This is a genomic window from Paenarthrobacter sp. R1, from assembly GCF_030264015.1.
Taxonomy (GTDB): domain Bacteria; phylum Actinomycetota; class Actinomycetes; order Actinomycetales; family Micrococcaceae; genus Arthrobacter; species Arthrobacter ureafaciens.
Genome location: NZ_CP127115.1, coordinates 2,775,769 through 2,801,619, shown reverse-complemented (window position 1 = coordinate 2,801,619; position 25,851 = coordinate 2,775,769). Strand labels below are relative to the sequence as shown.

Genomic DNA, 25,851 nt, shown 5'->3' with positions numbered 1-25,851 from the left:
TGGTTGCCAGTCATCTTACAAATAATTGGCTTGAAGGTTTTATGATTGTCGGGTCGCCCTCGCATGCGACAAGTAAGAGGAGGCCCCCAAATGACCACTGCTACGACAGTAGAACGCGAGATTCGCCTGTCCTTTTCGAAGGCAGACGAAATCCACGACGGACTTGACCGTGCCGTGGATGCCCTCATTGAGAGCGCCGCTGCAGACGCCAACTGCGGCATCCTGGTGACCCGGCACGAGCCCGGCACCTACACCGTGGCCCTGGACGAATCCGTTCCCTTCGGTCAGACCCACGAAGTCCTCGCTGCCTGAGCCGCTCTTCAGCAGCTCGCAGCGAAACACAACCGGGGCCTGTCCCTTCCGCACTACTACCCGCGGAAGGGACAGGCCCCGGTTTGTCGGTCAAGCGGCACCCATCCAGGTCGCATTACCGCGCGTTTTGAGCGTTCAAAACGCGCGGTAATGCGACCTAGTTGGGTGCTTGGGCGCTTGGGTGAAGGAGGGTGCTTAGGCGCGGCGGAGGATCACGCCGTCGGACTTCATGAAAAGTTCCTTGCCCTCTTCGGTGACGCCGGGTCCCGAATGCTCGAGCCACAACACGTTGCCGCTCAGGGAGACCTCTTCCACCAGACCGGCTGCGATCACGTGGGCGTACTTGATGACTTCCACCCGCTCCCCGACCTTCAGCTGCCTCCAGTCGGCAACCGTTGCCGCGTGTGCGCTTCTTCTGGAAAGTACTGCTCCCCGTGCCTTCATTGAACTTCTACCCCTTTGTGGATGTTCTCTGTTAGTTATTCACTTGACCGTCAAGCCCGGGACACCGTTGTCGCCGGACGTGACGTACACCATAAGTATTACTACATTTGCCACGCCCCGGACGTTGCGTTGCGAACAATTTCCGGGGCGTGACAAATTTGCCGCTCAAATGAGCGTTTTATTCGACGTCAGGCCAAAACCCCGACGGCGGATTCGGCGGCCGCGCGGACCGCACCGGAGCCAACCAGGCGGTCAGCCGCTTCCAGTTCGGGCGACAGGAACCGGTCCGTGCCCGGCCCCTGCACCACTTCCCGAAGCACCCCGATCACGGCGGTACCCGCCGGACCCGGGGTGAGTTCGCCGTCGGAGAGCTGCGTCCGGATGTCCAGGGCGCGTGCGCTGGTGACCAGTTCGACGGCGAGCACCCGCCGGAGGTTCTCCACGGCCTTGCGCAGCTTCCGCGCCGCGTGCCAGCCCATGGAGACGTGATCCTCCTGCATGGCGGAGCTCGGTATGGAGTCCACCGACGCCGGAACAGCGAGCCGCTTGTTGTCGGAAACAAGGCCGGCCTGCGTGTACTGGGCAATCATCAGGCCCGAATCCACGCCCGGATCCGCGGCAAGAAATGCCGGGAGGCCGTGGGAACGGGCCGGATCCAGCATGCGGTCCGTGCGTCGCTCGGCAATGGAGCTGAGGTCAGCAACAGCGATGGCAAGGAAGTCCAGCACGTAGGCCACGGGTGCGCCGTGGAAGTTGCCGTTGGACGTTACACGGCCGTCGGGAAGGACCACCGGGTTGTCGATGGCTGCGGCGAGTTCGCGGGAAGCCACCAAGGCGGCATGGTCCACGGTGTCGCGGACTGCTCCGGCAACCTGCGGTGCGCAACGGAGCGAGTAGGCGTCCTGAACCTTGGTGTCGTTGATCCGGTGGGAAGCCACGATCGGTGAGTTGGACAGCACCCGGAGCATGTTGTCCGCGCTGGCAGCCTGGCCCGGGTGGGGACGCAGGGCTGCGTGCAGCTCGGGAAGGAATACCTGGTCAGTGCCAAGGAGGGCCTCCACGCTGAGGGCTGCGGTGACATCGGCCGTCGCCAGCAGGACGCGGAGATCGGCGATGGCCATGAGCAGCATTCCCAGCATGCCCTCGGTGCCGTTGACGAGGGCCAGGCCCTCCTTCTCAGCGAGCGTGACCGGCTCGATGCCGTGCTGCGCGAGCAGCTCAGCAACAGGTGCCTTGCCCTCGGCGCCGTACAGTTCGCCGTCGGGCCCTGTTGCTTCGCCCTCACCCATGAGAACCAGCGCACAGTGGGACAGCGGTGCGAGGTCGCCGGAGCAGCCCAACGAACCGAACTCGCGGACCACCGGGGTGATGCCTGCATTGAGGACATCCACCATGGTCTGCAGAACCACGGGACGGACACCCGTCCGGCCGGACGCGAGGGTCTTGGCGCGGAGGAACATGATGCCGCGGATGACTTCCCGCTCCACCGCGGGTCCCATGCCGGCAGCGTGGCTGCGGATCAGCGACTTCTGCAACTGGGTGCGGAGGTCGTTGGGGATGTGGCGGTTGGCCAGCGCGCCGAAGCCCGTGGAGATGCCATAGGCGGGGACGTCGCTGGTGGCGAGCCCGTCAATGTGGGCACGGACCTTGGCGACGGTGTCCAGGGCTTCCTGGGACACGGTCACCTTGGCGCCATGGCGTGCGACGGCGACGACGTCTTCCGGGGTTACCCCGCTGGAGCCGAGGGTCACCGTGAGTTGTTCGTTCGAGGTTATAGTCATTTACTTACCTTCATTCATGGGGATGCGGACGCCGCGTTCCTTGGCTACCTCAATGGCGCGTTCGTAGCCTGCGTCGGCGTGGCGGATGACGCCCATGCCGGGGTCGTTGGTCAGGAGTGCGGTCAGCTTTGCCGCAGCAAGTTCGGTGCCGTCGGCCACGGAGACCTGGCCGGTGTGGATGGAGCGACCGATTCCCACGCCGCCGCCGTGGTGGATGGATACCCAGGTGGCGCCCGAGGACGCCGCGGTGAGTGCGTTCAGGAGCGGCCAGTCGGCGATCGCGTCCGAGCCGTCCCTCATGGCCTCGGTCTCGCGGTACGGAGACGCGACGGAACCGGAGTCCAGGTGGTCGCGGCCGATCACGATCGGGGCCTTGACCTTGCCTTCGGCCACGAGCTTGTTGAAGAGCAGGCCGGCCTTATGGCGCTCGCCATAGCCAAGCCAGCAGATGCGGGCCGGGAGGCCTTCGAACTCCACGCGCTCGGCGGCGGCGTCGATCCACTTGTGCAGGTGCTTGTTCTCGGGGAACAGTTCCTTGATGGCCTCGTCAGTGACGCGGATGTCTTCCGGGTCTCCGGAGAGCGCCACCCAGCGGAACGGGCCAAGGCCTTCGCAGAACAGCGGCCGGATGTAGGCCGGGACGAATCCGGGGAACTCGAAGGCCCGGCTGTAGCCACCCTTACGGGCTTCGTCGCGGATGGAGTTGCCGTAGTCGAAGACCTCGGCCCCGGCGTCCTGGAATTCCACCATGGCCTGTACGTGGCGGGCCATGGAGGCCTGGGCCTTCTTGGTGAAGCCCTCCGGGTCGGCTGCAGCCTCGGTGTGCCACTCTTCCACCGTGATGCCCTCGGGCAGGTAGGACAGCGGATCGTGGGCGGAGGTCTGGTCAGTGACGATGTCGATCGTCAGTTCGCCTGCCTTGTGGCGGCGGAGCAGTTCCGGGAACACCTCGGCGGCGTTGCCCACATAGCCCACGGACCAGCCGCGGCGTTCTTCCTTGGCCTTGAGCACCTTGGCGATGGCGGTGTCCAGGTCGGTTTCCACCTCGTCGAGGTAGCGCTTGCCGGCGCGGCGGCGCAGGCGGGTCTCGTCGACGTCGACGATCAGGCATGCGCCGTCGTTCAGCGTGACGGCGAGCGGCTGGGCGCCGCCCATGCCACCACAACCGCCGGTCAGGGTCAGCGTCCCGGCCAGCGGCCCCTCGGACTCGGCCCCCGCGGCCACGCGGCCCTCTTCAGCGAGCTTGCGTCCGACGGCGGCAAAGGTCTCGTAGGTGCCCTGCAGGATGCCCTGGGTGCCGATGTAGATCCATGAACCGGCAGTCATCTGCCCGTACATGGTCAGGCCCTCGGCCTCGAGCCGGCGGAACTCCGGCCACGTTGCCCAGTCCCCCACCAGGTTGGAGTTGGCCAGCAGCACGCGCGGCGCCCATTCGTTGGTGCGGAACACGCCCACCGGCTTGCCGGACTGGACCAGAAGGGTCTCGTCCTTCTCCATGGTTTCCAGGGTCCGGGTGATGGCGTCGAAGGCATCCCAGGAACGGACGGCCCGGCCGGTGCCGCCGTAAACCACCAGATCGTCAGGGCGCTCGGCGACCTCGGGGTCGAGGTTGTTCATCAGCATGCGCAGCGGTGCTTCGGTCTGCCAGGACTTGGCGGTGAGCTCCGTGCCGCGGGCGGCTTTGACCGGGCGGGCTCCTGTTGTGAAATCGGCGGGTGCCATGGTGGCTCCTTCTCTCGGTGGAACTTTGTGATTGAAAGATCTTCTGTATCCAGTAGAGCCCCTCCGTTCCGCTCGTGGAACGGCTTTCGGATGGGTGCTGTCCGGTATTACAGACCCAACTAGCTCGCATTAGTGGTTGTTTTGAGGGCTCAGAACAACCACTAATGCGAGCCAGTTGGGTTGTGCGGGGGATCTCGAATTCAGGGGTGAAGAAGAGCATGCTGAACGCATGGGAACTTACAAGGTTTCGACCTTCATCGCAGCGCCGCCGGAGCAGGTCTTTGCCACCTGGACGGATGCGGACCGCTTCAAGGAGTGGATCGGAGGGGTTACCCGCGTGACAGACCGTGTTGGTTCAGTTGATGAGCCCGGCAGCCGGTACACGGTGTGGTTCGGGCGGATGGCAAGCCCCACCGAGGTCCTTGCCGTCGAGCGCCCCAAACACCTGCGGACGCGCTTCGGAAACGCGATCCTCAAGGGCGAATCGGATGTGACATTCCTGCCGGAAGGTGCGGGCACACGGCTGAACCAGGAGTTCGTGACCCGGGGATTCATCGCGGGAATCTTTGGGCGGCTGTTTTCCCTGGGCTCGTACCGCGGGAGCTTCCGCGGCGAACTGGAGGCGTTCCGGGAGATCGTGGAACGCGAAGCACGGAGCTAGCCAGCTCAGCTCAACCGGCCGGACGGCCGTGGATGCGGACGGACAACTCGTCGGCCGCCTTGCGGATGCGGGCAGCGAGTACCGGCCATTGCTCCGCCGGCACTTTGTCCTCCAGGAACGTCACGGCGACTGCCGCAGTCGGCCATCCCAAATGGTCCGTAACAGCAGCCGCGATGGACCCGAAACCCGGTGTCACTTCGCCGTTTTCGGTGGCATATCCGCGCTGCCTGACCTGGTCCAAGTGCGAGGACAGGGCCGAGTACTTCATGATGGGAAATTCCACTTCGTGCCGCGAAGTGAAGGCGGCAGCGTTCGGGTACAGGGCACGAACCTGCGATTTCGGCAGCGCAGCCAGGATGGCCCGCCCGCTGGCGGTGAGGTGGCTGGGTAACCGGACCCCGACGTCGGTCACCAGGCTGGGGCGGTTCTTGGCGCGTTCCTCAACGATGTACAGCACGTCGCGGCCATGGAGGACGGCAAGGTGGGCACTCTCGCCGATGGCGTCAACAAGGGAGGCCAACATGGGCCGTCCGAGCCGGGACAAGGGCTCTTGCCGGGAGTAGGCCGAGCTGAGCTCGAAGGCGCTGATCCCCAGCCCGTAGCGCTGTTCTTCGTGGAGGTGCAGCACAAAGCCGTTGGCCTCCATGACACCCAAAAGGTGGTACACGCTGGAACGCGGCAGGCCGAGCGCGGTGGCTATGTTCGACGCCGCCATGGGTCCGCGGCGGGAAGCCAGCAGCTTGAGGATGCGCAGGGTGTTCTCTGCGGCCGGGACCTTGGATTTTCCGGTTGCCAGTGGCGTGGATGTCATGTTGCCTCATTGCTCGGGTGTTCTTGGGGGTTCCTTCAGGAGGCGAAAGTTCCTGCTTGTCCGGTATCCCGTACTTAAGGATGCTCCCCTTCCGGGCATCGTGGCCAGCATTGGGGACCGGGACGCGTCCGGGATACCAGACCATGTGCGCATTTACCCAAGTGTCTGCGATCGAAGACAGCAAACCGCCGTGAATCCGATCACAAGCGGGTCAAAAGTGATCTGCTGGATAGCGATCCCCTCCCAAAGACGAGAAGGTTTTACCATGCAACAAACCAAGCTGGCTGTGGAGACCCCTGCCCTCCAAGCTGCAGGTTCGGCACTCAGCCGTGGCCTCAACGTCCGCCATATCCGCTTCATGGCACTCGGATCAGCCATCGGCACCGGGCTCTTCTACGGTTCGGCCTCGGCCATCCAAAAAGCCGGACCCGCCGTCCTCCTCGCCTACATCATCGGCGGTGCCGCGGTGTTCATGGTGATGCGGGCCCTGGGCGAAATGGCCGTCCGGCACCCGGTCTCCGGCTCCTTCGGCCAGTACGCCAGCCGGTACCTCGGACCGTTCGCGGGCTTCGTGACGGGATGGACATACGTCTTCGAGATGGCCATCGTTGCCATCGCCGACGTCACGGCCTTCAGCATCTATATGGGCTTCTGGTTCCCGCAGGTGGATAGATGGATCTGGATCCTGGCGATCATTCTCTTCCTCGGCGCCCTGAACCTGTTGAGCGTGAAGGTCTTCGGCGAGCTCGAGTTCTGGTTCTCGCTCATCAAGGTTGTGGCGATTATCGCCATGATCGTTGGCGGCGCAGCCATCATCGCCTTCGGCTTCCAGTCGGGGAACGACGGCGGAGGCGTGGCACCGGGGTTGGGGAACCTGGTGGAGCACGGCGGTTTGTTCCCGAACGGTTTCGAGGGCCTCCTGGCCGCGTTCGCCGTCGTGATGTTTGCCTTCGGCGGGATCGAAACGATCGGCATTACCGCGGGCGAGGCCGCCGACCCCAAGAAGGTCATCCCGAAGGCAGTGAACACCGTTCCCGTCCGCGTGCTGCTCTTCTACGTCCTCACCCTCGGAGTGCTGATGAGCATCTTCCCGTGGAACGAGATCGGCAGCAGCGGCAGCCCCTTCGTCCAGATCTTCGACGGACTTGGCATTCCGGCCGCACCCCATATCCTCAACGCCGTGGTGATCACGGCAGCATTGTCCGCCATCAACAGCGACATCTTCGGAGCCGGACGCATCCTCTTCGGCCTGGCCCAGCAGGGCCACGCGCCCAAGAGCTTCGGCAAGATTTCCCGGCATGGCGTTCCTTGGATGACCGTGGTGATGATGGGTGGCATCCTGCTGGTGGGCGTCGTCCTGAACGCCATGATTCCCGAGGACGTGTTCGTGGTAATCGCTTCCATCGCCACGTTCGCCACGGTGTGGGTGTGGGTCATGATCCTGGCATCACACGTGGCCATGAAGCGTGAGATCAAGCGGAAGGACCTGCCGGCGTCGGAATTCGGTTCCCCGTTGTGGCCGGTCGCCTCGATCCTGACCATCGCTTTCATGGCCATGGTGATCGTGATCCTTGGTGTCTTCGAGGACACCCGCGTTGCCCTCTACGTAGGCGCCACCTGGCTGGGCCTCCTGTTCGTGGCCTACAAGCTGTGGGTCCGCGGTGGTGGCCTCCGCCGGGCCGAGTTGGTCGACGAGACTGTGTGATCCCATCTTCCCCGCGCCGAGGTGACAGTTAATGCCAATGTTCGACGCGAACATTGGCATTAACTGTCACCTCGCGGGGAGTGAAGGGCGGGGGTGCGGGTGCGTTACCTCGCTGACCAGCCGCCATCCATGGTGTAGCTCGCGCCGGTGACCATTCCGGCGTCGTCGGAGGCCAGCCAGGCCGCCAGCGACGCCACCTCGGAAGGCTCCACCAACCGTTTCACCGCGGACTCCGTCAGCATCACCTTGGCGAGCACCTCGGCTTCAGGGATGCCGTGGAGCCTCGCCTGGTCGGCGATCTGCCGCTCCACGAGGGGCGTGCGGACGTAGCCGGGGTTGATGCAGTTGGACGTCACCCCGCGCTCCCCGCCCTCCAGGGCAGTGACCTTGCTGAGCCCTTCGAGCCCGTGCTTGGCCGAAACGTAGGCGCTCTTGTACGCCGAGGCCCGCAGCCCGTGGACCGAGGAGATGTTGATGATCCGCCCGAAACCGTTGGCATACATGTGCGGCAGGGCTGCGCGGATCAGCAGGAACGGCGCTTCCAGCATCAGGGCCACAATTCGCCGGAACTCTGCGGGGTCGAACTCCTCGATGGGCGCAACCTTCTGGATCCCGGCGTTATTGACCAGGATGTCGCAGTCGATGCTGAGCGCGGCGAGCGCGTCGGTGTCGAGCAGGTCGATTTCCCACGCGGTACCGCCCAGCTCGTCGGCGAGTTTCCCTGCCCCGGAGGCGTCGACGTCGGCCACTACTACTTTGGCCCCGCGGGCGGCGAGTGCCCGCGCACAGGCGGCCCCGATTCCGCTCGCGCCCCCGGTCACCAGAGCCTTGCGGCCATTCAAGGTGTTGTCCATCAGATCAGCCCTTCGAAGTAGCGGTGGCCAGTCCGTGGCGCTCAGCGTCCGCTGCGTCCACGTCCTGAAGTGCGATGCCCTTGGTTTCCTTCAAGGACACGACGGCGACGGCGGTGATGGCGCAGGCGACCACCAGGTAGATGGCGGTGGGCAGCCAGGAGCCGGTGTCCTTGAGCCACTGGGTTGCCAGCAGCGGCGCCAGCGAGCCGGCGAAGATGGACGTCACCTGCGAGCCGAGGGAAACACCGGAGTACCGCATGCGGGTGGGGAAGAGTTCGGACATAATGGCCGGCTGCCCCGCGTACATGAAGGCGTGCAGGCAGAGCCCGATTGTCACGGCGAGCACGATGATCACGGCGTTCTTGGTGTCGAACATGGGGAAGGCGAAGAACGGCCATACAGCTCCGGTGATGGCACCCACGAGGTACACGGGCTTGCGTCCCCACGAGTCCACCAGGCGGCCGACCTGCGGGATGACCAGGAAGTGGATGACATGGGCGATCAGCAGGGCCAGCAGCAACGATGAAGTGTCGTACTTGTGGACGCTCTTGAGGTAGACGATCGCGAAGCTCACCACGAGGTAGTACATGATGTTCTCGGCAAAACGCAGTCCCATGGCCTGCAGGATGCCCTTCGGGTACTTGCGGATGACTTCACCGATGCCGTAGCTGATGGCCTTGGATTCCTCCACCTGCGCCTTGGCTTCGAGGAAGATGGGTGCCTCGCTGACGTGGGTGCGGATGTAGTAGCCAACGAACACGATCACGGCGGAGAGCCAGAACGCTACGCGCCAACCCCAGCCCAGGAACGCCTCGCTGCTAAGGGTGGTGGACATGATGAAGAGGACCAGCGTTGCCAGGAGGTTGCCAACGGGGACTGCGGCTTGCGGCCATGAGGACCAGAAGGCGCGTGAGTTGTTGGGGCTGTGTTCGGCGACGAGCAGTACGGCGCCACCCCATTCGCCGCCCAGCGCGAAGCCCTGGATGAAGCGCAGCGCCACCAGCATGGCGGGGGCCCAGTAGCCGATGTCCATGAAGCCGGGGAGGCAGCCCATGAGGAACGTGGAGACGCCGACGATCACGATTGTCAGCTGCAGCGTGGGCTTGCGGCCGAGTTTGTCGCCGATTTGCCCAAAGATAATCCCGCCCAGGGGCCGGGCCACGAAGCCGACGGCGTAGGTGATGAAGGCCTGGATGATGCCGTCAAGCTCGTTGCCGGTGCTGGGGAAGAAGTACTTGCCGAAAACCAGGGTGGCCGCTGTGGCGTACAGGAAGAACTCGTACCATTCCACCACCGTGCCCACCATGGACGCGGCCACGATCTTCTTCAGCCCGGATCCTTTGCCGTTGTTCCCGGCCGTTGATGTGGAGCGTTGCTCTACGCTCATATCCATCTCCTCAGTGTCCTCTTTGACAGTGCCCTATCTTGGTTCGCGCTGTGATCCACAACACGAAATGCTCCACTGAGTATTGCTGCACATTCGGCGCGCCTCAATAACCAAAGAGGCACTTACTATGTGCAAAATTGCAGATATGAATCCAAATCCGGATGATCTGCTCATCCTCCTGGCCGTCTCGCGTTCAGGAAAGTTCACGACGGCGGCACAGGCCTTGGGGCTCAACCACACCACGGTCTCGCGCAGGATAGCGGCGCTGGGAAAGGCGCTCGGCGGCCGTGTCCTTGCCCGGGCTGCCGGCGGCTGGGAGGTCACGGAACTCGGAGCCGAGGCCGTCCATGTGGCCGAGCGGATCGAATCCGCCGTCAGTGCGCTGGGACCCGACGACCGCGCACCCGACCCCATTGCCGGCGTCGTACGCATGACCGCAACCGACGGCTTCAGCGCCTACATCGCGGCACCGGCAGTGGCGCGGCTGCGCGAGGAACACCCCGGGCTGAGCGTGGAGATCGTTACGGTGACCCGGCGGGCTCTGCAGCAGCGATCCGGCCTGGACATCGAAGTGGTGGTGGGAACGCCGCAGGTGCACCGGGCGGAAGCGACCAGGCTTGGCGATTACCGCTTGGGGATGTACGCGTCGCGGGCGTACCTGGCCAGCCATGGAACACCCGCCAGCGTCGAAGAGCTGACCCAGCACCAGCTGGTGTATTTCGTGGACTCAATGCTGCAAGTGGATGACCTCGACGCTCCCCGCAGGCTGGTCCCGGCAATGCGTGACGGCCTGAGTTCCACCAACGTGTTCGTCCACGTGGAAGCCACCCGGGCGGGGGCAGGGATCGGCTTCCTGCCGTGCTTCATGGCCGATCGCCACGCCGACCTGGTCCGACTGCTGCCAGAAGACTTTGCCGAGCTGCTCCCCTACTGGATGGTCCTGCGGCCGGACTCCATGCGCCGCCCTGCGGTAGCCGCCGTCGTACACGCTCTCAAGGCCGAGACAGCAAACCGGCGCGAAGAGCTGCTGGGCCGCCCTACCGGCCGCCGAGATGACAGTTAATGGCAATAATTCGAGGAAACATTGCCATTATTTGCCATCTCGCGGGGAGTCAGGGGGTGGGCTCGGGGGTGGGGTCGTGCCGGACGGGGGTCCCGGCCGCGAAGGCGCGGACTTGGGCGTCATTCCAAATGTGCGCGGGGACTGCTCCGCCCAGGAGCCTGCGGGCCAGTGTGGGATCGTCGCCGAAAGGGACGTGGCTGCCTGCCATGATCATGTTCCCGTAGCGCCGGCCCTTGAGCATGGGCGGGTCGGCGATGATCAGCGTGTGCTCGAAGGTATCCGCAATCGCGGCTGCGTCGGCCCGGGCGTTCTTGAGGTCCGGCGCATCTCCGGAATTCACCACATACAGCCCGTCAGGGGCCAGCACCGCGTCAGCGTGGGCGTTGAATTCCCGCGTGGTGAGGGCCCGGGGCGTGAAGGCCCCGGCGAACACATCGCGGATGATGAGGTCCCGCGTGTCAGGGGTGAGCGATTCCGTTACCTGCCGGGCCTCGCCCACGCGGATCCGCAGGAGCGGCGCCTTGGGGAGATCGAACCAGCCCCGCACATACTCAGCCAGTTTTCCGTCGAGCTCCACCACCACTTGCCGGGCTTCAGGGTAGGCCGCGTTGAAGTAGCGCGCCATGGAGCACGCTCCGCCGCCCAGGTGCAGGGCACGCAAGTTGGGCCTGGATTCACGGGGCCAGCGGGACTCCACCAGCGCCGCAATCCAGCGCATGTACTCGAAGTCCAGGAACAGGGGGTCAGCGAGGTCTATGTGCGAACTCAGCACCCCGTTGATTTTCAGGAGCCAGCCGTTTGAATTGTCAGGATCCGGCAGCAGTTCACAGTCCCCGGTATCGATGTAATAGACGCCGGCTACCGGGCCGTCAGGCCGGGTGCCCTCAGGCACTTCGATGACTGCCGCCGTCGAACGCCCGAAGCGGGCCAACTTCGGCTCCTTTCCGGATCTGCCGGATTTATTTCCCCTGGCCACTAGTTCCGCACCGCCTCAGTCATGCTTCAAGACTAGTAGCTGACATCGCCCGACAGCTGAACACTGCAACGATTGCTAAGGCTGCTTACCATTTAAGCGGGATCGGTCATAAGATCACTTCATGGAAGTGGAAGCGACGATGTGGGCAGAAGTGTTCTCCGTGGTCGTCGCGTGGTTGACGGTAGTGGGCTTGCTGATAGCCCGAGTGCCCAAACCACCAAGCCTCCTGGAGGACGCGCCGGTCGACGTCGAACCGGGCGAAGAGTCCGCGCGCATTCCGCGCGCTGACGCATAAGCCCTCAAAGGATCCTTGCCATGGCAAAGCCGTCCCAGCCCTTGGTGCCCACTGTTTGGATGGCGGTAGCGTCAAGCCGGGGATCCTGACCGAGCTTCTCCAGTACCGCCACAATCCCCGGGGCGTTCACCACGTCGCGCTGGGGATCAAGGATGGCACCATCCCAGATGACGTTGTCGATCACAATTACTGTGCCCGGATGGCCCAGGCGAATGGCCCAATCGAGGTAGTTGGAATCGTTCTCCTTGTCCGCGTCAATGAACACGAAGTCGAACGACTCCTCGGAGACCAGCGTCGGAAGCGTATCCAGGGCCGGCCCCACCCGGATATCCACCTTGTGGCCCAGTCCCGCGGCGTCGAGGTTGGTCCGCGCAACGTCGGCATGCTTCTGAAGGTATTCGCACGTCACCAACCGCCCGTCGTCGGGAAGTCCCTGCGCCATCCACATGCTGCTGAAACCGGCCAGCGTACCGATCTCCAGAACCCGCCGCGCACCGGAAAGCTGCACCAGCATCTTGAGCAGCTTCCCGGCATTCGGCGCCACCTCGATGGCCGGCATGCCGGCTTCGGTTGCCGACTTCAGGGCGCGCTGATGAGCCGGGCCGGGATGTACGACGACGTCGGTCAGGTACCGCTCCACGTCTTCCCATCCGTGCTCGGTTACGTGTTCAATCATTGCCCCAGTCTGGCACCCGGGGCACAGGGACGGAAGGTGCTACTCCGCGTTGGAAATGGCCTGTTCCAAGCGCTCCACCTTGCCGGTCAGTTCACCCTCGTAGCCGGGGCGGATGTCAGCCTTGATGACCAGGGAGACCCGGCTGCCGAAGCGGCCCACTGCCTCCGTGGCGCGTTTGACCACGTCGAAGACCTCGTCCCACTCACCCTCGATGGTGGTGAACATGGAATCGGTGTGGTTGGGCAAGCCGGATTCACGGACGATCTTGACGGCGGCCGCGACGGCGTCGTGGACCGATGCGTCTGCCGAGGGCTCACCGGCGGGGGCGGATGCGGGCTGGCCCGAAGGCGCGACTGAGAATGCAAGCAACATAAAACCAGTGTTTCATGTGCCGGTTTGTCATATTAACGGCCTACTCCCGCGTAACCACTGGGGATCAGTGCCGCGTTGCTAGTCTGGGCAGCATGGAACAGCCCTCAGAACGCAAGCCCCTCAGGGCTGACGCGGCACGCAATGTGGACAAGATCATCACTGCGGCGCGTCAATGTTTCCGCGAACAAGGTCCCGACGTTCCCCTGCAGACCATTGCCGCCACCGCGGGGGTTGGTCCGGCCACGCTGTTCCGCAATTTCTCCGACAAGGAACAACTGGTGTTGTCCGCCCTTTCCAGGGAGCTGCGCCAGCACGTCGACCCCGTAGCCCAAGCCGGCTTGGACGGCATGGACGCCGCCGAAGGCCTCTTCAACCTGATTGATGCGCTGATGCGGGTTGCCAGCGACGAAGCGAACCTGCTCAGCGCTGTCGCCGGCCGCCGCGGGCTTCTGCTCGGCATTACGCAGGGGCTCATCGAAGCCATGGCCACCTTGCTGGAGCGCGGCCAGGGCCAGGGCTCCCTTCGCCGCGACATCACCATTGAGGACATGGTCCGGCTGGTGGCGATGCTCATCGGCGCCGTGGACACCATGGAACCCGGCTCCGAGGCATGGAAACGCCCCGTGGCTTTGGCGGAAGACGCCATCCGGACCGAACGCCTGCCGAGGCCGCTTCCGGAGCAATCGGACATTCCGGGCTTCTCGTTCAGCGGGCGGGGCTAACCGCACGATTCCGGCCCGGCCATCATCAATCCGGCCCGGCCATCATCTCTACCCCCGGTCAACCCCAGCCGAGAAGCCGCAGCAGGGCAGCAGCCCCCGCACCGGAAATCACCACCACCAGGAACGGCGCGCGGAGCCAGAGGGCGACGGCGGCAGCCACCAGCGCGCCGATGCGGGCATCGAGTACCAGGCCTTGCCCGGAAGCCACCGCATTGACCACGGTGAGGGATGCCAGCAGGCCGATGGTCATAGTGCCGGCGATGTGCATGATTCGCGGGCTTTGCAACAGCTTGGCGGGAACGAAGTAGCCCACCAGCTTGGTCAGGTACGCCAGTCCGCAGGCGATGAGTATCCACACCCAGAGGTTCATTTTGTACCTCCTTCATAGTGGGCGCCATGCTCACCAACGCGGTGTCCGTGGTCCGCGGCGTACGGGTCGATGTCCGGCTCCAACCCTTCATCGAGCCGGGCATGGCTGAACCAGCCGATAACGCCCGCCACCACCGCTGCTACGAGGATGGGCACACCCGAAGGAACGAAGGGAACGGCCAGGATGGTAGCCAGGGCGCAGGCGGCGGCGATGGCCCACGGTTCCCGGCCTTTCAGCCGCGGCCACAGCAGGGCAAGGAAAGCAGCCACCGCGGCACCATCAAGGCCCCACTGCTTGGGGTCCCCCATGGCGTCACCGGCCAAGGCTCCTATGGCCGTGAAGATATTCCAAAGAATGATTATTCCGATTCCGGCAGTCCAGAACCCGCGGCGTTGTTCATCCGCATCCGACTGTCCAGACGCCGTCGCGGTCGATTCATCAATGGTGAGATGGGCCGCGGCGTAACGTTTCCACCCGCCCGGGCGCAGCATCGCATTCATTTGCATGCCATAGATTCCGTTACGCAGGCCGAGCAGCGCACTCGCTGTCATCGCTGCGACTCCCGAGCCGCCGCCGGCCACCACGCCAATGAAGGCAAACTGCGAACCGCCACTGAACAGCAACAGACTCAGTGCCATGGTTTGCCAGAAATCAAACCCCGAAGCCACGGACAAAGCCCCGAAGGATATGCCGTACAGCCCCGTGGCAATACTCAGCGAGACCGCGATCTTGAAGGCGGGTGAGTCCTTCAGCTTCACTTCCGCAGGCTCCAGGACCACACGATCAGCGGAACTTGCAGTGGCAGACGCAGAGTATGCACCCGTCGCTGCTTCTGCGTTCCGCGCGGACCGTAGGCCCGGCGCAGCGCGTCAATATGCCCTGCAAGGAATGCGAGCAACATGGCTGTGGTGGCGTCGGCGGCCACTTTGCGGGTGGCAGGGATCATGAGTCCGACGGCGGCTGCTGCTTCGAGCAGGCCGGAGGAAGCGATCCATTCCTCGCGGGACATAACAGCCAAGGGCCCACGTGGTCCCGCTGCGGGCTCATCCTCGCGGCAAAGGTAGTCGGGAACCACGGGAGCATAGAAGGCAGGGTCCCGGAAGTGCTTCATGGCACTGGCCAGCAGGAGACCGCTCATACCCATGGCCGAGAGCGTATGTATTGCCTTGGGTAACCTTCGATGCGACATGAGACCACTCAATCACAACGCTTGGCACGCCCGCCAAAAATTTCTCTGCCGCGGCTACGTGCTGGGGACGCTGAGCTGGGCAAGGACCCGGGCCGGGTTGTTGGTGGTGATCTCGTGGATGCCGAGCCCTTGGCACAGGGCTACGTCGTTTTCCGAATCCACGGTCCACACCCGGAAGATGCGACCGGCTTCCAACCAACGCTGGACGTTGAGCGCATGTTCGCGAACGTAGTCTATTCCCGGACCGGCTATGCCCACCTCGCCCTCATTCAGGACGCGTTCAGCTTCCTCTTGGGTGGCACGCATGACATTGGCCACGGCTCCTGCGGTGATCGGGCCCAATCCCAGCCCTTCACGGATCTCTTGAACCGTAAAGTTGTCCACCAGTTGGCACACATGCTCCGGCGGGACCGTTTCCAACAAGCGCTGTATGGAGTCCGTATCAAAGCTCATGAAGGAGATGTGGATGTTGCCCAGCCGGGAATCGTCCGCTGTCCAGCCTTCCCCGGCGAGAAGTTCCAGTACGCGGTCCTCAAGTTTGAGTTGGTAGGGACTGGGGTGTTTCAGTTCAATGGCCAGGCCGATTTCGCGTCCCGCTTCCCTGAGGATGTCCAGCAGTTCGGGCAACGTCAGGAATTGCTCGGCTATTCCACCGTAAGCATCCGGGATCCTTGCGCCTTTCCAAGAGGAGAAGTCAAGGGACCGGAGCTCTTCCAGCGTCCGCTCCGAGACGGGTCCGGTTCCTGTGGAGGTGCGGTCGAGGGTGGCGTCATGGAGAAGCACCACATGCTGGTCGCGGGTGAGGTGGACATCGCACTCAACCCCGTCGGCGCCGTCCGCGATCGCTTTCAAATACGCAGCCCTGGTGTGCTCGGCGTAAGTAGCGCTGGCCCCTCGATGTGCATAGACCTTGGGACGCGCAGGGGCGAAGGATTCGCTGCTCATGCAGACACCGTAACCTACAGAGCTGCACGCACCGGGCTAGTCTGGGCTAATGCAGGTGAACTCTGAACAAATCCCCGCCGAAGACGTCACCAACCAGCCACAGCCAACCCAAGCGCAAGGTGCCCGGCGAAGCAAGGCGCGCTCCGCCGTCGTCGGGCTTTCCGCCGGCGACCTGGAAAAGGCTGCCGCGCTGCGCCGGATGAAGCGGCTGGCGCTGTCCCTGCTGATCGTCATGGCCGTGATCTTCCTGTTCGCTTTTGCCCTGCAGAAGCAGTACCCGTGGCTTGAGTATGTGCGCGCAGCGGCCGAGGGCGGCATGGTGGGAGCACTGGCTGACTGGTTCGCGGTGACGGCCCTGTTCAGGTATCCGATGGGGCTGAAGATTCCGCACACGGCCATCATTCCCCGCCGCAAGGACCAGATCGGCGAATCCCTCAGCGACTTCGTGGAGAGCAACTTCCTCTCCCAGGAGGTTGTGCAGGACAAGTTGGTGAGCATCGACATCGCCCGCAAGGCCGGAACATGGCTTTCCGCCCCGGGCGGCGCGGAGCGCGTGGCCAAGGAAGGCGGCGCCGTGATCCGTGGCGCCTTCACCGTCCTCAACGACGACGACGTCCAGGCCGTCATCGAGGGACTGGTACGCAAGCACCTGCTGACGCCGCCGTGGGGACCACCCGTCGGCCGGATGGCTGAAAGGATCTTCGCGGACGGACACCACCACAAACTGGTGGACCTCCTGGTGGATCGTGCCGCCGACTGGGTGGACGCCAACCACAACACAGTGAACCGGTTGGTCTCGGACCGCTCTCCGGTCTGGGTGCCCACGTTCGTGGATGGGATGGTGGGAGACAAGGTCTATGTGGAGCTCTTGAAGTTCGTCCGCGCCGTGCAGAACGACCCCAACCACCAGGTCCGCCAGTCCATCGACTCCTACCTCACCGACCTGGCGCAGGACCTGCAGCATGATCCCGCCATGATCGAACGTGCCGAGGCCATCAAGGCACAGATCCTCGGCGACCCCGAGGTCCGCGAACTTGCCTCCCGCACCTGGGGAACGGTGAAGACCGCCTTGCTCACCGCCGTCGACGATCCGGACAGTGAACTCAGCCAGCGCTTCAAGGGCGCCGTCCGCGACTTCGGTTCGCGGCTGGTCAATGACGACGAACTGGCGGGCAAAGTGAACGCGTGGATCGGTGACGCCGCCGGATACCTGGTGAACACGTACCGCTCGGACATCGCCGGGGTCATCTCGGACACCGTGGCCCGTTGGGATGCCGAGGAAACCTCGCAGAAGATCGAGCTCCAGGTAGGCAAGGACCTTCAGTACATCCGGATCAACGGCACCGTGGTGGGAGCTTTGGCCGGCTTGCTGATCTTCACGGTGGCGCACCTGTTGTTCGGTTAGCGCCTGCGGTTCGGCCAGCAATTTTCTCAGAATCGGCCCCCGGTGAGAAAATCCGGGCGCCGCTTTCTCAGCCCAGCAGGTGCACCATCTGCCCCGGCCGCGCCTGGCCGAGGGCGTCGAGGTCCTCGTCACGCACCGTGGCTATGACCGGGGATGCGCTCGTGGCCGGGTGGTCGGCGAGGGCGATCACGGGAAAGCCCGACGGCGGCAGGAGGACCGAGCCTGTCACCAACTGTCGGGAGCGGGGCGGGCCGGGTTGATGGTCGCCGGGCGTGGCGCTGGAAAGTGGCCGGCCGGCCAGCCGTGCCCCAACCCGGTCCGACTCCGGCGAGAGTATCCACGGTTCCTTTGTCAGACGAAGCCAGGTTCCGGCGTCGTAATCCTGCGCATCCGGGCCGGGGGCAACCCTGGCAACTACGGGGCGTTCAGAGTCCAGGGCCCGCCGCGCGGGCAGTCCCACGGCGGGAAAACCTTGGCCGTGCGGCCGGCCGAAAGCCAACGTCCGCCCGGTACGGAGCACGTCGGGCTGCGGCACGATGCCGCCTTGGATCGCGAGGTAGTATCGGATTCCGAAGCGGACCCTGCCGAACTCCACCACCGCGCCAGGAGCCACCCTGAGTGCCTTGTTTTGGGGCAGTTCCGAGCCGTTGAGCCTGACCATGCCCTCAGCACCCGAAACTGCGATGGCCGAGCCGGTAACGAACCGCAGGCGCAGGCCCCCCACAAGGATTTCAAGTCCCGGCGCCTCGGCGGCATTGCCCAGCAACGCGTTGGCCAGCTGCAACGAGGCCCGGTCCAGCGCCCGGTCCGGAGACACCACCAAACCCTGCGTACCGGCGTCCATCACAATCGCGCTCACTCGGGCCTCCTTTGAACCGGGAACCACAGTTTAGGCGAACGCTTGGATCTCCACACCTGCCCGTTCCAAGCCTTTGCGGACTGCCCCGGCCATCGCCAAGGCTTCGGGCGTATCGCCGTGAATCCACAGCGAATCAGCCTCGACCGCCACAACAGTGCCGTCGTGGGCGACGACTTCCCCGCGGGTGGCCAGCCGGACGGCCTGCGCCACTGCATCGTCGGAGTCTTGCAGGACTGCGCCCTCCTGCGAACGGGGCACCAAAGTTCCGTCCGGGTTGTAGGCGCGGTCAACGAACGCTTCGCGGAACACGGGGTGTCCGGCTTCTTCCGCCAGGGTCAGCCACGCCGAGCCCGGCAGCCCCAGGGCCGGCAATCCGGGGTCGTAGGCATGAACGGCGGCAACCACGGCCTCGGCTTGCTCTGTGTCCCGGACCAGCCGGTCATAGAGGGCGCCGTGCGGCCTGACATAGTCAACGGAAGCGCCCACGGCATGGGCCACTCCGTCCAGGGCACCCAACTGGTAGAGCACGTCGCCGAACAGTTCGTCGAAGCTCATGTCCAGCGCACGACTGCCGAACCCGGCCAGGTCCGGGTAGCCGACATGCGCTCCGACCCGGACATCAAGGTCGAAGGCCGCGCGGCAACTGTCCAGCATGGTGAGTGGATCTCCGGCGTGGAAGCCGCAGGCCACATTGGCGCTGCTGACGAGCCGGAGCATGGAAGCATCATCGCCCATCGACCACGAGCCGAATGACTGTCCAACGTCAGCGTTGAGGTCCACGAGCGCCTCCTTCCATGACAGGAACGTCCTCCAGGACGCGCGCCTTGGGATTGGCCAGCAGTTCTCCGGGGATAGTGTCCGGCAAGGCACCGAAAGCTTCCTTGGCCGTTGCGACTACTGCCCGTCCCATCATGAGGTTGCCGGCACCGCCCACCACCGCGCCGACGCCGAACGGAAGGGCCCTGCCCAGGAAGGCCGTGCCTTGCCGCTTGATGAGGTTCTTGAGGAACGCTCGCTGGATGGCGTCCCGGATCACGCCGAAACCGCTGCCGGGGATCTTCTTGGTCAGCGTGGTGCCCCAGGCATTGGTCACACCCTTGCTCCGGCCGAGGGACTGGCCGCTCAACGCACCCAGCAGCGACGTACCTTCTTCGCCAAGCATGATGGCCATGACCATGGTCCGGGCGCGTTCCGGATCGGTCAGCCGGATACCGTGCAGCTCAGCCAGCGAGGACGCGTACAGCGCCGTGGTTTCCAGGAATCCAACGGTCGCGAGCGCCGAAAGACCCAGCGACGCCGCGGTTCCCAGGCCCGGTACGACGGCGATGGCACCTACGCCTGCTCCCCCACCGGAGACGGCGGTCAGGTAGTCGCGCTCCAGTTTCGCGGCAAGCTGCGCCGGCGTGGCGTTCGGGTGCCGGCGCTGCATCCGCCGCAGGTTGGCCAGGACCAGGGGCCGTTGCACTTCGACGGCTTTCAGCAGCACGTTGTGCACGCCGGGCTTGGTGTTGCCTTCGGCGTCGAACACCGCATTGTGGGCAGTTTTCTGGGCGATTCGCACCGCCGGATTGGATCGCTTTGGCATCTTCACAGCCTAAGCCACCCACCACCCCGGGCGTATACTAAGGACACTTATAAATTTTTTGAGCCTGATTTGGTCCGATCGAAGGAGCACCCCCGTGAACCCGACCGATACGCCCGAAGAACAGCAGCCCCGCCACCACACCGACGCACCGGCCGAAGGACAGCCCGAAGGCTGGAAGCCCGAGGACGAAGGCGCACACACCCAGGACCCCGCTGAAGGCGGCGAGGCAGGAGACGACGGCGAGACACCGCCGTCGGAGGCTTAGCCCACCTGCCCCGCAACCAGGGGCAACGGCGCTAGCGGGTCCCGCCGCTTGGCACCGGCCCGGTGGTGCCACGAACCACCAGGTGAGGGATCCGGACAAGGTGGGCGGCCGGCGTCGTACTTTCCAAGCGCTGGATGGCACGGTCGACGGCGGCACTCGCCAGGAGCGGCGCGTCCTGGCTGATCGAGGACAACCGGATGTAGCTCAAACGGGCGAACTGGCTGTCGTCATAGCCCAGCACGGAAACATCCTGCGGAACGCGGAGTCCGGATGCGCGGAGGCTTTCCAGGATCCCCAGTGCGCAGCGGTCATTGAACGCGACCACGGCGGTGGGCAGATTGTCCTGCAGTTCGCGTCCGGCCCGCATTCCGTCCTCTTCGGTGGGACCGCCCGGAATCACCCTTGGTTCCAGGCCCAGCCCGGCCATTTCGGCAAGGTAGGCCTCCCGGCGCTGCGGACCGCTCACCATGCTGCCGCCGTCGACGTGGGCGATTCGCGTGTGGCCCAGCGAGGTGAGGTGCCCCAGGGCGATGCGGATTCCCTCGCGGTCGTCACTGCTGACTGAGTCGAGGGACTCCCCTACGTCGTCACGGAGGAGGCTGACCACGGGAAGCCGCGCGGCAAACCCGGCAAGTTCCTGTTCATCCAGGGTGGGCGAGATCATGATCAAGGCTTCGCAGCCCAAGTCCACAAGCGCCTCAACAGCGTGGGTTTCCGTCCGGTCCCGGGTAACGGCACTCAGGGCAAGCTCGTAGCCACGCTGACCAGCCGCCGCGTACGCCGCGTCCACGATTTCGGCGTGGAAGGCGTGCGAGGTTGAAAACGTCACCCCCAGGAGCCTGGTACGGCTGCTCCGCAGGAGGCGGGCGCGGCTATCCGGGCGGTAGCCCAGCAGCCGGGCTGCTTCCTGGACTTTGCGCCGCGTGGCTTCGGATGCACCGGGGGCGTCCCGCATGACGATGGATACGAGGGCGCGGGAGACACCCGCCGCTTCCGCGACGTCCATCAACGTTGGCCGCTTGCCGGTCATGGCCCTCCTCTGCTCGGAGAGCCAGTCTATAGAACGATCTAAGACTCAACCCGCAGGTCTGCGTTCAAGGATAGACGTGCGGCCGGCCGCGACTCAGACGACCGACCGCACTAGCCCGGTTATACGCAGTGACGGCGCCCCGGGCGGGCCCCAGAACCCGCCACATCCCTCACTGCTAACTCAGCGTTGATCACGCGGCATGGGCCGAAAAGGGCGACGGCGCAGCACGCGGTTCAACGACTAGGGCACTGGTTATGTGTGCACCTTCGCGGGATCGTGACGCTGGGTTCTGAGCAATATTTTGGCGCTGCCTCCGGACGGCACTTGAGGGGCAGGATTCTGTGTTCCTGGCCGGGACCAGAGGGAGGGAGCGCCGGGCCGGTCTCAGGGCAAAACGAAGGCAAGACGGCCAGGGGTCGCCTTGCCTTCGTATTGTGCCGATGATGGACCTGCACCCGACCGTCGGGTTTCCTGTTGCGTGGGAACGCAGGTCCCCTTGGCACCTGCCGGACGGAGGTCCGGCGGGCTGTGGCTGCTACATGATTCCCGTGGGAACCAGCAGCGCCCAAGCGAGGGCCGGAGCGGCGAGGACAACTCCGCCGGCGTACATCATCAGCTGGCGGTAGACGCGCTGGCGGTCTGCTTCCCGGGCGTTCGCCACCACCAGGGCTCCGTCAGTGGAGAAGGGCGATACATCCACAACGGTTGCAGCGATGGCAAGGGCCGCCACCGTACCCGACGCACTGAGGGAACTGGTAGCCAGCAGCGGGCCCGCCATGGGGATAAATGCGGTCAACAGGGCGGTGGACGATGCGAACGCCGAGCCGACGCCAATGACGTAGCAAAGAACCAGGGCAATCAGCAGGGGCGCTCCAAGAGCCAGGGCCATCTCGGCCAGCGTATCGATCACGCCGACGTGCTGGAGCAAGGAGACGTAGGTGATCATGCCGGCGACCAGCAGGACGGTGGACCACGAGACGCCACCGATGAAGGTCTGGTGTTCCTTGATGTTGACGAACGCCAGCAGCAGGCCTGCGGACAGGGCCACGAACCCGATCGGCATGTGGAAGCCCAAGGTGCAAACGAGGATGGCGACGATCAGGGCCAGCGTGAAGAACTGCTGCCCCGTGGGCCGTCCGATGCGCGGAGTGTCCAGGGCGGTGTATTCGTTGGAATGCTTGTCCCGGAGCTTGCCGAGGAGCGCAAACAGCACGATCGTCAGCGCGGACAGGATGAAGTTAAGGGCGAAGCTGGCCAGGAAGAGCGCACCCTGGTCGATGGGGAAACCGTTCTTGTTGGCGATGTCGTGGACCAGCACGCCGGCCACGGATAGCGGCGAGAAACCGCCGGCGTGGGCACCATTGATGACGAAGGCCCCCATCAGGACGGGGTGGAGGCGGGACTCGTAAGCGAGGCCGAGGGCAGCAGGCGCCAGGAGTGCCACCGCTGCAGGAGAGAAGGTTCCCAGCGCCGTCAGGGCAGCGGCCATCAGGAAGAACACCCACGGAAGCATCATGGTCTTGCCGCGGACAAGGCGGACACAGCTCTGCACAATGATGTCGATGGACCCGTTGCGTTGCGCCATGCTGAAGAAGTAGGTCACACCGATGATGGTCAGGACGATGCTGGCGGGAAATTCCTCCAGGATCTGCTTGTCCGTCATGCCAAGGACGAAGTAGCCCACGCCGAACGAGGCAACCAGGCCCATGACGCCGATGTTGAGCGGCCACTTGGTGGCTACGACGAACATCACGACGAGGATGACCAAGGGAATGATCTGGGTGATGGTCATGGTCGGCTCCGTATCCGAGGCGGCCGAAGGGGTGCCCGGGACACCCCCGAACAGGAGGGCGGCCATGCCCAGAATGGCGATGACGGCTGCCGTCACCAGAAGAATACGACGGCGACGCTTGGGTGGCGCAGTTTGGTCCTGCGACGCGGTGGTTGGGGTGGTCTTTTCTGCAATCTTTGTGGTCATGATGGCTCTCTCTTCATTGAGCAGCGGCCTCGTCATCGAGTAGCGCCGGCAAGGGAAGCCCCTGCCTTGGGTGCCTTGATATCGAGGGTTTCGGGGAGATGGATGGTGGTGGAGGCAATGGTGCGGGCCGTCCGGTCCACGCCGACGAGCAGGGAACCGTCCCGTTCCTCGCTCCATGTTTCGATGACGCCCGCCGGAGTGCGCAGCCGGAGCGTCGGCGATGCGAAGCCACCCAGGAACCGGTGCATTACCGTGCCCGGCGTTCTGGCTGCGAGCGTGAGCGCGATGCTTCCCGTGATCGCCAGCGCGGGGTGGGGCTTACCCATGGACAGCATCATGATGCCGACGTCGCTCCCTTGATCGGTGGACGGCGGCGGAGCAACGATGGCGACCTTGGGAATGGCCCTGGCCGCCTCGCCGGCCGTTGCGGCAAGGCCCATGCGCACGGCTGCTTGGCGGCGGATACGTTCCAGGGTTTGCAGCAGAAGTTCGACGCCGCCGAACCAGGATTCGTACGCTTCCGGATCCAGGCCAAGGTCTTCGGCCCTGATGATGACCACCGGAGCGCCGGCATCCACCATCGAGACGTTCCAGGTGGTGCCGCCCACCGTCAGGGCATCAGTCGCCGCGCCGGACGGGAGGAGGCGGCCAGTGGTCTTGCCTGCGGGATCCAGGAACCCAAGCCCCACTTGGTGTCCGGGGAACGGCACTCCGGGCATTTCCGCCAGGGGCTCGGCAGGAAGGCCGGCATCCGGGGTGGCTATCCGTTGGATGATGATTTGCCCGGTGTTCGTATTGCGGGTGACGATCCGGGTGACGTCACCGCGCGGAACCACCCAGCCCTTCTCGATCGCGTACAGGCCAACCACGGCCGAGCAGTTGCCGCAGTTGCTGCCCCAGTCCACGGCCGCTTCCTCGATGCCTACCTGGGCGAAAGTGAACTCGACATCTACATCGCCGGCCTGCGGCCTGTGCAGGATCATCGCCTTGCTGGTTGTAGAGGTAGCTCCGCCCACGCCATCAATCTGGCGATGGTCCGGACTGCCGAAGAGGCGCGGAAGCAAGACATCCGGGCTTGCTTGGGTCTTCTCCAGCTGTGCTGATTCAAACACCCAGCACTTACTGGTGCCGCCGCGCATCCATTCTGCTTGGATCTTCATGGTCTATTCCTTGCTTCTCGACGCCCCAGGTGTTGAGGGGATATTTCGAGAATGAGTCAGATCACAAATGAAGACAATGTTGGATATCTTGATGGGGATGTAGCAACACTTCATTCACTGTCAGGAAAGCTCAAAACCCCGGCAGCGAACCCCGCCATCGCTCAGAAACGGTGCCTAAGTGCCGGAATCAACCCCGTGAATGCATAGAATGAACCAATCCTGAGGAGGGGTAAAGCATTGCTTAACGATGATTCCCAAAGTCTTTTTGATATCCGGCGCCTGGCCCTCTTGGTGGAAGTGGTTGAGCAGGGCTCCATCACGTCAGCGGCGGAATTGATGATGTACACGCCCTCGGCGGTCTCGCAGCAACTCCGGAAGCTCGAGCAGGAAGTCGGACAGCCATTGCTCAACCGCCGCTCCCGGGGCGTCGTCCCCACGGAGGCGGGGCAGGTCCTGGCCGGTCACGCCCGGAAGATCGTGGAACAGATGCTGGCCGCCCAGGCCGATCTTGCCCAGATAGCCGGACTCAAGCGCGGGTCACTGGCGGTTGGGACCTTTCCCACCTTGGCCGGTTCCTTCCTTCCCCTGGTGATCCGGGTTTTCAAGAAGCGCTACCCGGCAATCGGGCTATCAGTCCGGAGCGCGCGCTTCGACGAGCTCGTCTCCGACCTTCAGTCAGGCGTCACGGGATTGTGCCTGCTGTGGGACTACCCTTGGAACCGCTTCCAAGACGACGCGATCCGCGTCACCGAAGTCTTCCAGGAGAGTACGGTCCTTCTCGTCTCCCGCAGTCACCCCTTGGCCGACCGGGATGAAGTCCGCATGGAGGAGTTAAGCAAGGAATCCTGGATTGTCCGCGCCGAGGCCCACCCCGTCGTGGAAGTGCTCAAACGCTCGGCGCACGACGCCGGCTTTGAGCCATCCATTGGATTCCTCGCCAACGACTACCAGGAGGCGCAGGCGATGGTCAGCGTCGGCATGGGCGTGGCGATGGTCCCCCGGACCGCTGTGGCCCTGCAACATCCCGACGTCAAGGTCATCTCCTTGGGGGATGACGCGCCTTTGCGCCGGGTCCTGCTGGCACAACGGCAAGACAAGGTTTACGCCCCGGCAGAAGTGGCGTTCCAATCCACGCTTATGGAACTGGCGAACAAGCACGCCGGGGATTACCTCTAACCACCAAGGCCCGGCCGCTACCTACTGCGGATGCCTTTGAGGCGCGCATCGCGGTGGACCAAGAAAACTACTAGAACGATCTAGACAGAACGATCAGCGAGTGCCACC

Annotated in this window: 28 protein-coding genes; 9 read left to right on the top strand and 19 right to left on the bottom strand. The window is 64.3% G+C overall.

Annotated elements, in window-relative coordinates; all coding sequences use genetic code 11:
• Nucleotides 1–90 precede the first annotated feature (90 nt).
• A complete protein-coding gene (locus tag QN084_RS13665) occupies nucleotides 91–312 on the top strand; it encodes a hypothetical protein (RefSeq protein ID WP_021471143.1) in 222 nt (73 codons plus the stop codon).
• Between the two features lie 195 nt (nucleotides 313–507).
• Here QN084_RS13665 and QN084_RS13660 read toward each other — a convergent pair whose 3' ends face one another.
• From QN084_RS13660 to hutU, 3 genes are all read right to left on the bottom strand, one after another.
• Nucleotides 508–756 (bottom strand): hypothetical protein, encoded by a 249-nt coding sequence (locus QN084_RS13660; protein WP_021471144.1) that lies wholly within the window; start codon nucleotides 754–756, stop codon nucleotides 508–510.
• Between the two features lie 188 nt (nucleotides 757–944).
• Nucleotides 945–2,537 carry a histidine ammonia-lyase gene (hutH, locus tag QN084_RS13655; protein WP_021471145.1) on the bottom strand — a complete coding sequence of 531 codons (1,593 nt, stop codon included), beginning with the start codon at nucleotides 2,535–2,537 and terminating at the stop codon, nucleotides 945–947.
• Nucleotides 2,538–4,259 carry a urocanate hydratase gene (hutU, locus tag QN084_RS13650; RefSeq protein ID WP_021471146.1) on the bottom strand — a complete coding sequence of 574 codons (1,722 nt, stop codon included), beginning with the start codon at nucleotides 4,257–4,259 and terminating at the stop codon, nucleotides 2,538–2,540.
• 229 nt (nucleotides 4,260–4,488) lie between these two features.
• Here hutU and QN084_RS13645 point away from each other — a divergent pair, with 229 nt between their 5' ends.
• Nucleotides 4,489–4,920, top strand: a complete 432-nt coding sequence (locus QN084_RS13645; RefSeq protein WP_021471147.1) for an SRPBCC family protein — start codon at nucleotides 4,489–4,491, stop codon at nucleotides 4,918–4,920.
• Nucleotides 4,921–4,930: 10 nt separating this feature from the next.
• Here the strand turns inward: QN084_RS13645 and QN084_RS13640 are convergent, their stop codons facing one another.
• Nucleotides 4,931–5,731, bottom strand: a complete 801-nt coding sequence (locus QN084_RS13640; RefSeq protein WP_062094797.1) for an IclR family transcriptional regulator — start codon at nucleotides 5,729–5,731, stop codon at nucleotides 4,931–4,933.
• 265 nt (nucleotides 5,732–5,996) lie between these two features.
• Here QN084_RS13640 and QN084_RS13635 point away from each other — a divergent pair, with 265 nt between their 5' ends.
• Nucleotides 5,997–7,436, top strand: a complete 1,440-nt coding sequence (locus QN084_RS13635) for an amino acid permease (protein WP_069696087.1) — start codon at nucleotides 5,997–5,999, stop codon at nucleotides 7,434–7,436.
• Between the two features lie 104 nt (nucleotides 7,437–7,540).
• On the opposite strand, the gene QN084_RS13630 is transcribed toward QN084_RS13635, so the two are convergent.
• Entirely contained in the window at nucleotides 7,541–8,290 is a 750-nt protein-coding gene (locus QN084_RS13630; protein WP_021471150.1) for a 3-hydroxybutyrate dehydrogenase, read from the bottom strand.
• Between the two features lie 4 nt (nucleotides 8,291–8,294).
• A complete protein-coding gene (locus QN084_RS13625; protein WP_021471151.1) occupies nucleotides 8,295–9,677 on the bottom strand; it encodes an MFS transporter in 1,383 nt (460 codons plus the stop codon).
• 145 nt (nucleotides 9,678–9,822) lie between these two features.
• Between QN084_RS13625 and QN084_RS13620 the strand changes: the two genes are divergently transcribed.
• Nucleotides 9,823–10,740, top strand: a complete 918-nt coding sequence (locus QN084_RS13620) for a LysR family transcriptional regulator (protein WP_069696088.1) — start codon at nucleotides 9,823–9,825, stop codon at nucleotides 10,738–10,740.
• 49 nt (nucleotides 10,741–10,789) lie between these two features.
• Here the strand turns inward: QN084_RS13620 and QN084_RS13615 are convergent, their stop codons facing one another.
• On the bottom strand, nucleotides 10,790–11,671 hold the full coding sequence (locus QN084_RS13615) for a spermidine synthase (protein WP_069696089.1): 882 nt from the start codon (nucleotides 11,669–11,671) through the stop codon (nucleotides 10,790–10,792).
• Between the two features lie 166 nt (nucleotides 11,672–11,837).
• Here QN084_RS13615 and QN084_RS13610 point away from each other — a divergent pair, with 166 nt between their 5' ends.
• On the top strand, nucleotides 11,838–12,011 hold the full coding sequence (locus QN084_RS13610; RefSeq protein WP_164888680.1) for a hypothetical protein: 174 nt from the start codon (nucleotides 11,838–11,840) through the stop codon (nucleotides 12,009–12,011).
• 4 nt (nucleotides 12,012–12,015) lie between these two features.
• Here the strand turns inward: QN084_RS13610 and QN084_RS13605 are convergent, their stop codons facing one another.
• Both QN084_RS13605 and QN084_RS13600 read right to left on the bottom strand, forming a co-directional pair.
• Nucleotides 12,016–12,687, bottom strand: coding sequence for an O-methyltransferase (locus tag QN084_RS13605; RefSeq protein WP_062094793.1), 672 nt, complete (start codon nucleotides 12,685–12,687; stop codon nucleotides 12,016–12,018).
• Between the two features lie 39 nt (nucleotides 12,688–12,726).
• Nucleotides 12,727–13,059 (bottom strand): thiamine-binding protein, encoded by a 333-nt coding sequence (locus QN084_RS13600; protein ID WP_062094791.1) that lies wholly within the window; start codon nucleotides 13,057–13,059, stop codon nucleotides 12,727–12,729.
• A gap of 92 nt (nucleotides 13,060–13,151) precedes the next feature.
• Here QN084_RS13600 and QN084_RS13595 point away from each other — a divergent pair, with 92 nt between their 5' ends.
• Nucleotides 13,152–13,781: a TetR/AcrR family transcriptional regulator gene (locus tag QN084_RS13595; protein WP_021471157.1), complete on the top strand. Its 630-nt coding sequence runs from the start codon at nucleotides 13,152–13,154 to the stop codon at nucleotides 13,779–13,781.
• Between the two features lie 58 nt (nucleotides 13,782–13,839).
• On the opposite strand, the gene QN084_RS13590 is transcribed toward QN084_RS13595, so the two are convergent.
• The 4 genes from QN084_RS13590 to QN084_RS13575 all read right to left on the bottom strand — a co-directional run bounded on the left by QN084_RS13590 (nucleotide 13,840) and on the right by QN084_RS13575 (nucleotide 16,285).
• Complete coding sequence (locus QN084_RS13590; protein WP_021471158.1) at nucleotides 13,840–14,151, bottom strand: AzlD domain-containing protein; 312 nt, start codon at nucleotides 14,149–14,151, stop codon at nucleotides 13,840–13,842.
• Complete coding sequence (locus tag QN084_RS13585; protein ID WP_168529473.1) at nucleotides 14,148–14,909, bottom strand: AzlC family ABC transporter permease; 762 nt, start codon at nucleotides 14,907–14,909, stop codon at nucleotides 14,148–14,150. The genes QN084_RS13590 and QN084_RS13585 overlap by 4 nt, the downstream gene beginning before the upstream one ends.
• Nucleotides 14,906–15,295: a DoxX family protein gene (locus tag QN084_RS13580; protein WP_490246564.1), complete on the bottom strand. Its 390-nt coding sequence runs from the start codon at nucleotides 15,293–15,295 to the stop codon at nucleotides 14,906–14,908. Before QN084_RS13580 ends, QN084_RS13585 begins: the two co-directional genes overlap by 4 nt.
• A 99-nt stretch (nucleotides 15,296–15,394) precedes the next feature.
• Entirely contained in the window at nucleotides 15,395–16,285 is an 891-nt protein-coding gene (locus QN084_RS13575; protein WP_069696091.1) for a glycerophosphodiester phosphodiesterase, read from the bottom strand.
• A gap of 49 nt (nucleotides 16,286–16,334) precedes the next feature.
• Here QN084_RS13575 and QN084_RS13570 point away from each other — a divergent pair, with 49 nt between their 5' ends.
• Nucleotides 16,335–17,690, top strand: coding sequence for a DUF445 domain-containing protein (locus QN084_RS13570; protein ID WP_069696092.1), 1,356 nt, complete (start codon nucleotides 16,335–16,337; stop codon nucleotides 17,688–17,690).
• Between the two features lie 67 nt (nucleotides 17,691–17,757).
• Here the strand turns inward: QN084_RS13570 and QN084_RS13565 are convergent, their stop codons facing one another.
• Genes QN084_RS13565 through QN084_RS13555 form a run of 3 tightly spaced genes read right to left on the bottom strand, consistent with a single transcriptional unit; the run spans nucleotide 17,758 to nucleotide 20,134 of the window.
• Nucleotides 17,758–18,549, bottom strand: a complete 792-nt coding sequence (locus tag QN084_RS13565) for a 5-oxoprolinase subunit C family protein (RefSeq protein ID WP_069696093.1) — start codon at nucleotides 18,547–18,549, stop codon at nucleotides 17,758–17,760.
• A 30-nt stretch (nucleotides 18,550–18,579) separates the two neighbouring features.
• Nucleotides 18,580–19,329: a LamB/YcsF family protein gene (locus tag QN084_RS13560; RefSeq protein WP_069696094.1), complete on the bottom strand. Its 750-nt coding sequence runs from the start codon at nucleotides 19,327–19,329 to the stop codon at nucleotides 18,580–18,582.
• Nucleotides 19,313–20,134 (bottom strand): hypothetical protein, encoded by an 822-nt coding sequence (locus tag QN084_RS13555; protein ID WP_069696095.1) that lies wholly within the window; start codon nucleotides 20,132–20,134, stop codon nucleotides 19,313–19,315. Before QN084_RS13555 ends, QN084_RS13560 begins: the two co-directional genes overlap by 17 nt.
• A gap of 94 nt (nucleotides 20,135–20,228) precedes the next feature.
• Here QN084_RS13555 and QN084_RS13550 point away from each other — a divergent pair, with 94 nt between their 5' ends.
• A complete protein-coding gene (locus QN084_RS13550; protein WP_021471166.1) occupies nucleotides 20,229–20,399 on the top strand; it encodes a hypothetical protein in 171 nt (56 codons plus the stop codon).
• Between the two features lie 31 nt (nucleotides 20,400–20,430).
• Here the strand turns inward: QN084_RS13550 and QN084_RS13545 are convergent, their stop codons facing one another.
• From QN084_RS13545 to QN084_RS13535, 3 genes are all read right to left on the bottom strand, one after another.
• Complete coding sequence (locus QN084_RS13545) at nucleotides 20,431–21,429, bottom strand: LacI family DNA-binding transcriptional regulator (protein ID WP_069696096.1); 999 nt, start codon at nucleotides 21,427–21,429, stop codon at nucleotides 20,431–20,433.
• A 535-nt stretch (nucleotides 21,430–21,964) separates the two neighbouring features.
• A complete protein-coding gene (locus QN084_RS13540) occupies nucleotides 21,965–23,407 on the bottom strand; it encodes an SLC13 family permease (RefSeq protein ID WP_069696097.1) in 1,443 nt (480 codons plus the stop codon).
• A 32-nt stretch (nucleotides 23,408–23,439) separates the two neighbouring features.
• Nucleotides 23,440–24,567: a PrpF domain-containing protein gene (locus tag QN084_RS13535; RefSeq protein ID WP_069696098.1), complete on the bottom strand. Its 1,128-nt coding sequence runs from the start codon at nucleotides 24,565–24,567 to the stop codon at nucleotides 23,440–23,442.
• Nucleotides 24,568–24,804: 237 nt separating this feature from the next.
• On the opposite strand from QN084_RS13535, the gene QN084_RS13530 reads away from it, so the two are divergent.
• Complete coding sequence (locus QN084_RS13530) at nucleotides 24,805–25,743, top strand: LysR family transcriptional regulator (protein WP_069696099.1); 939 nt, start codon at nucleotides 24,805–24,807, stop codon at nucleotides 25,741–25,743.
• The last annotated feature ends 108 nt before the right edge of the window (nucleotides 25,744–25,851 follow it).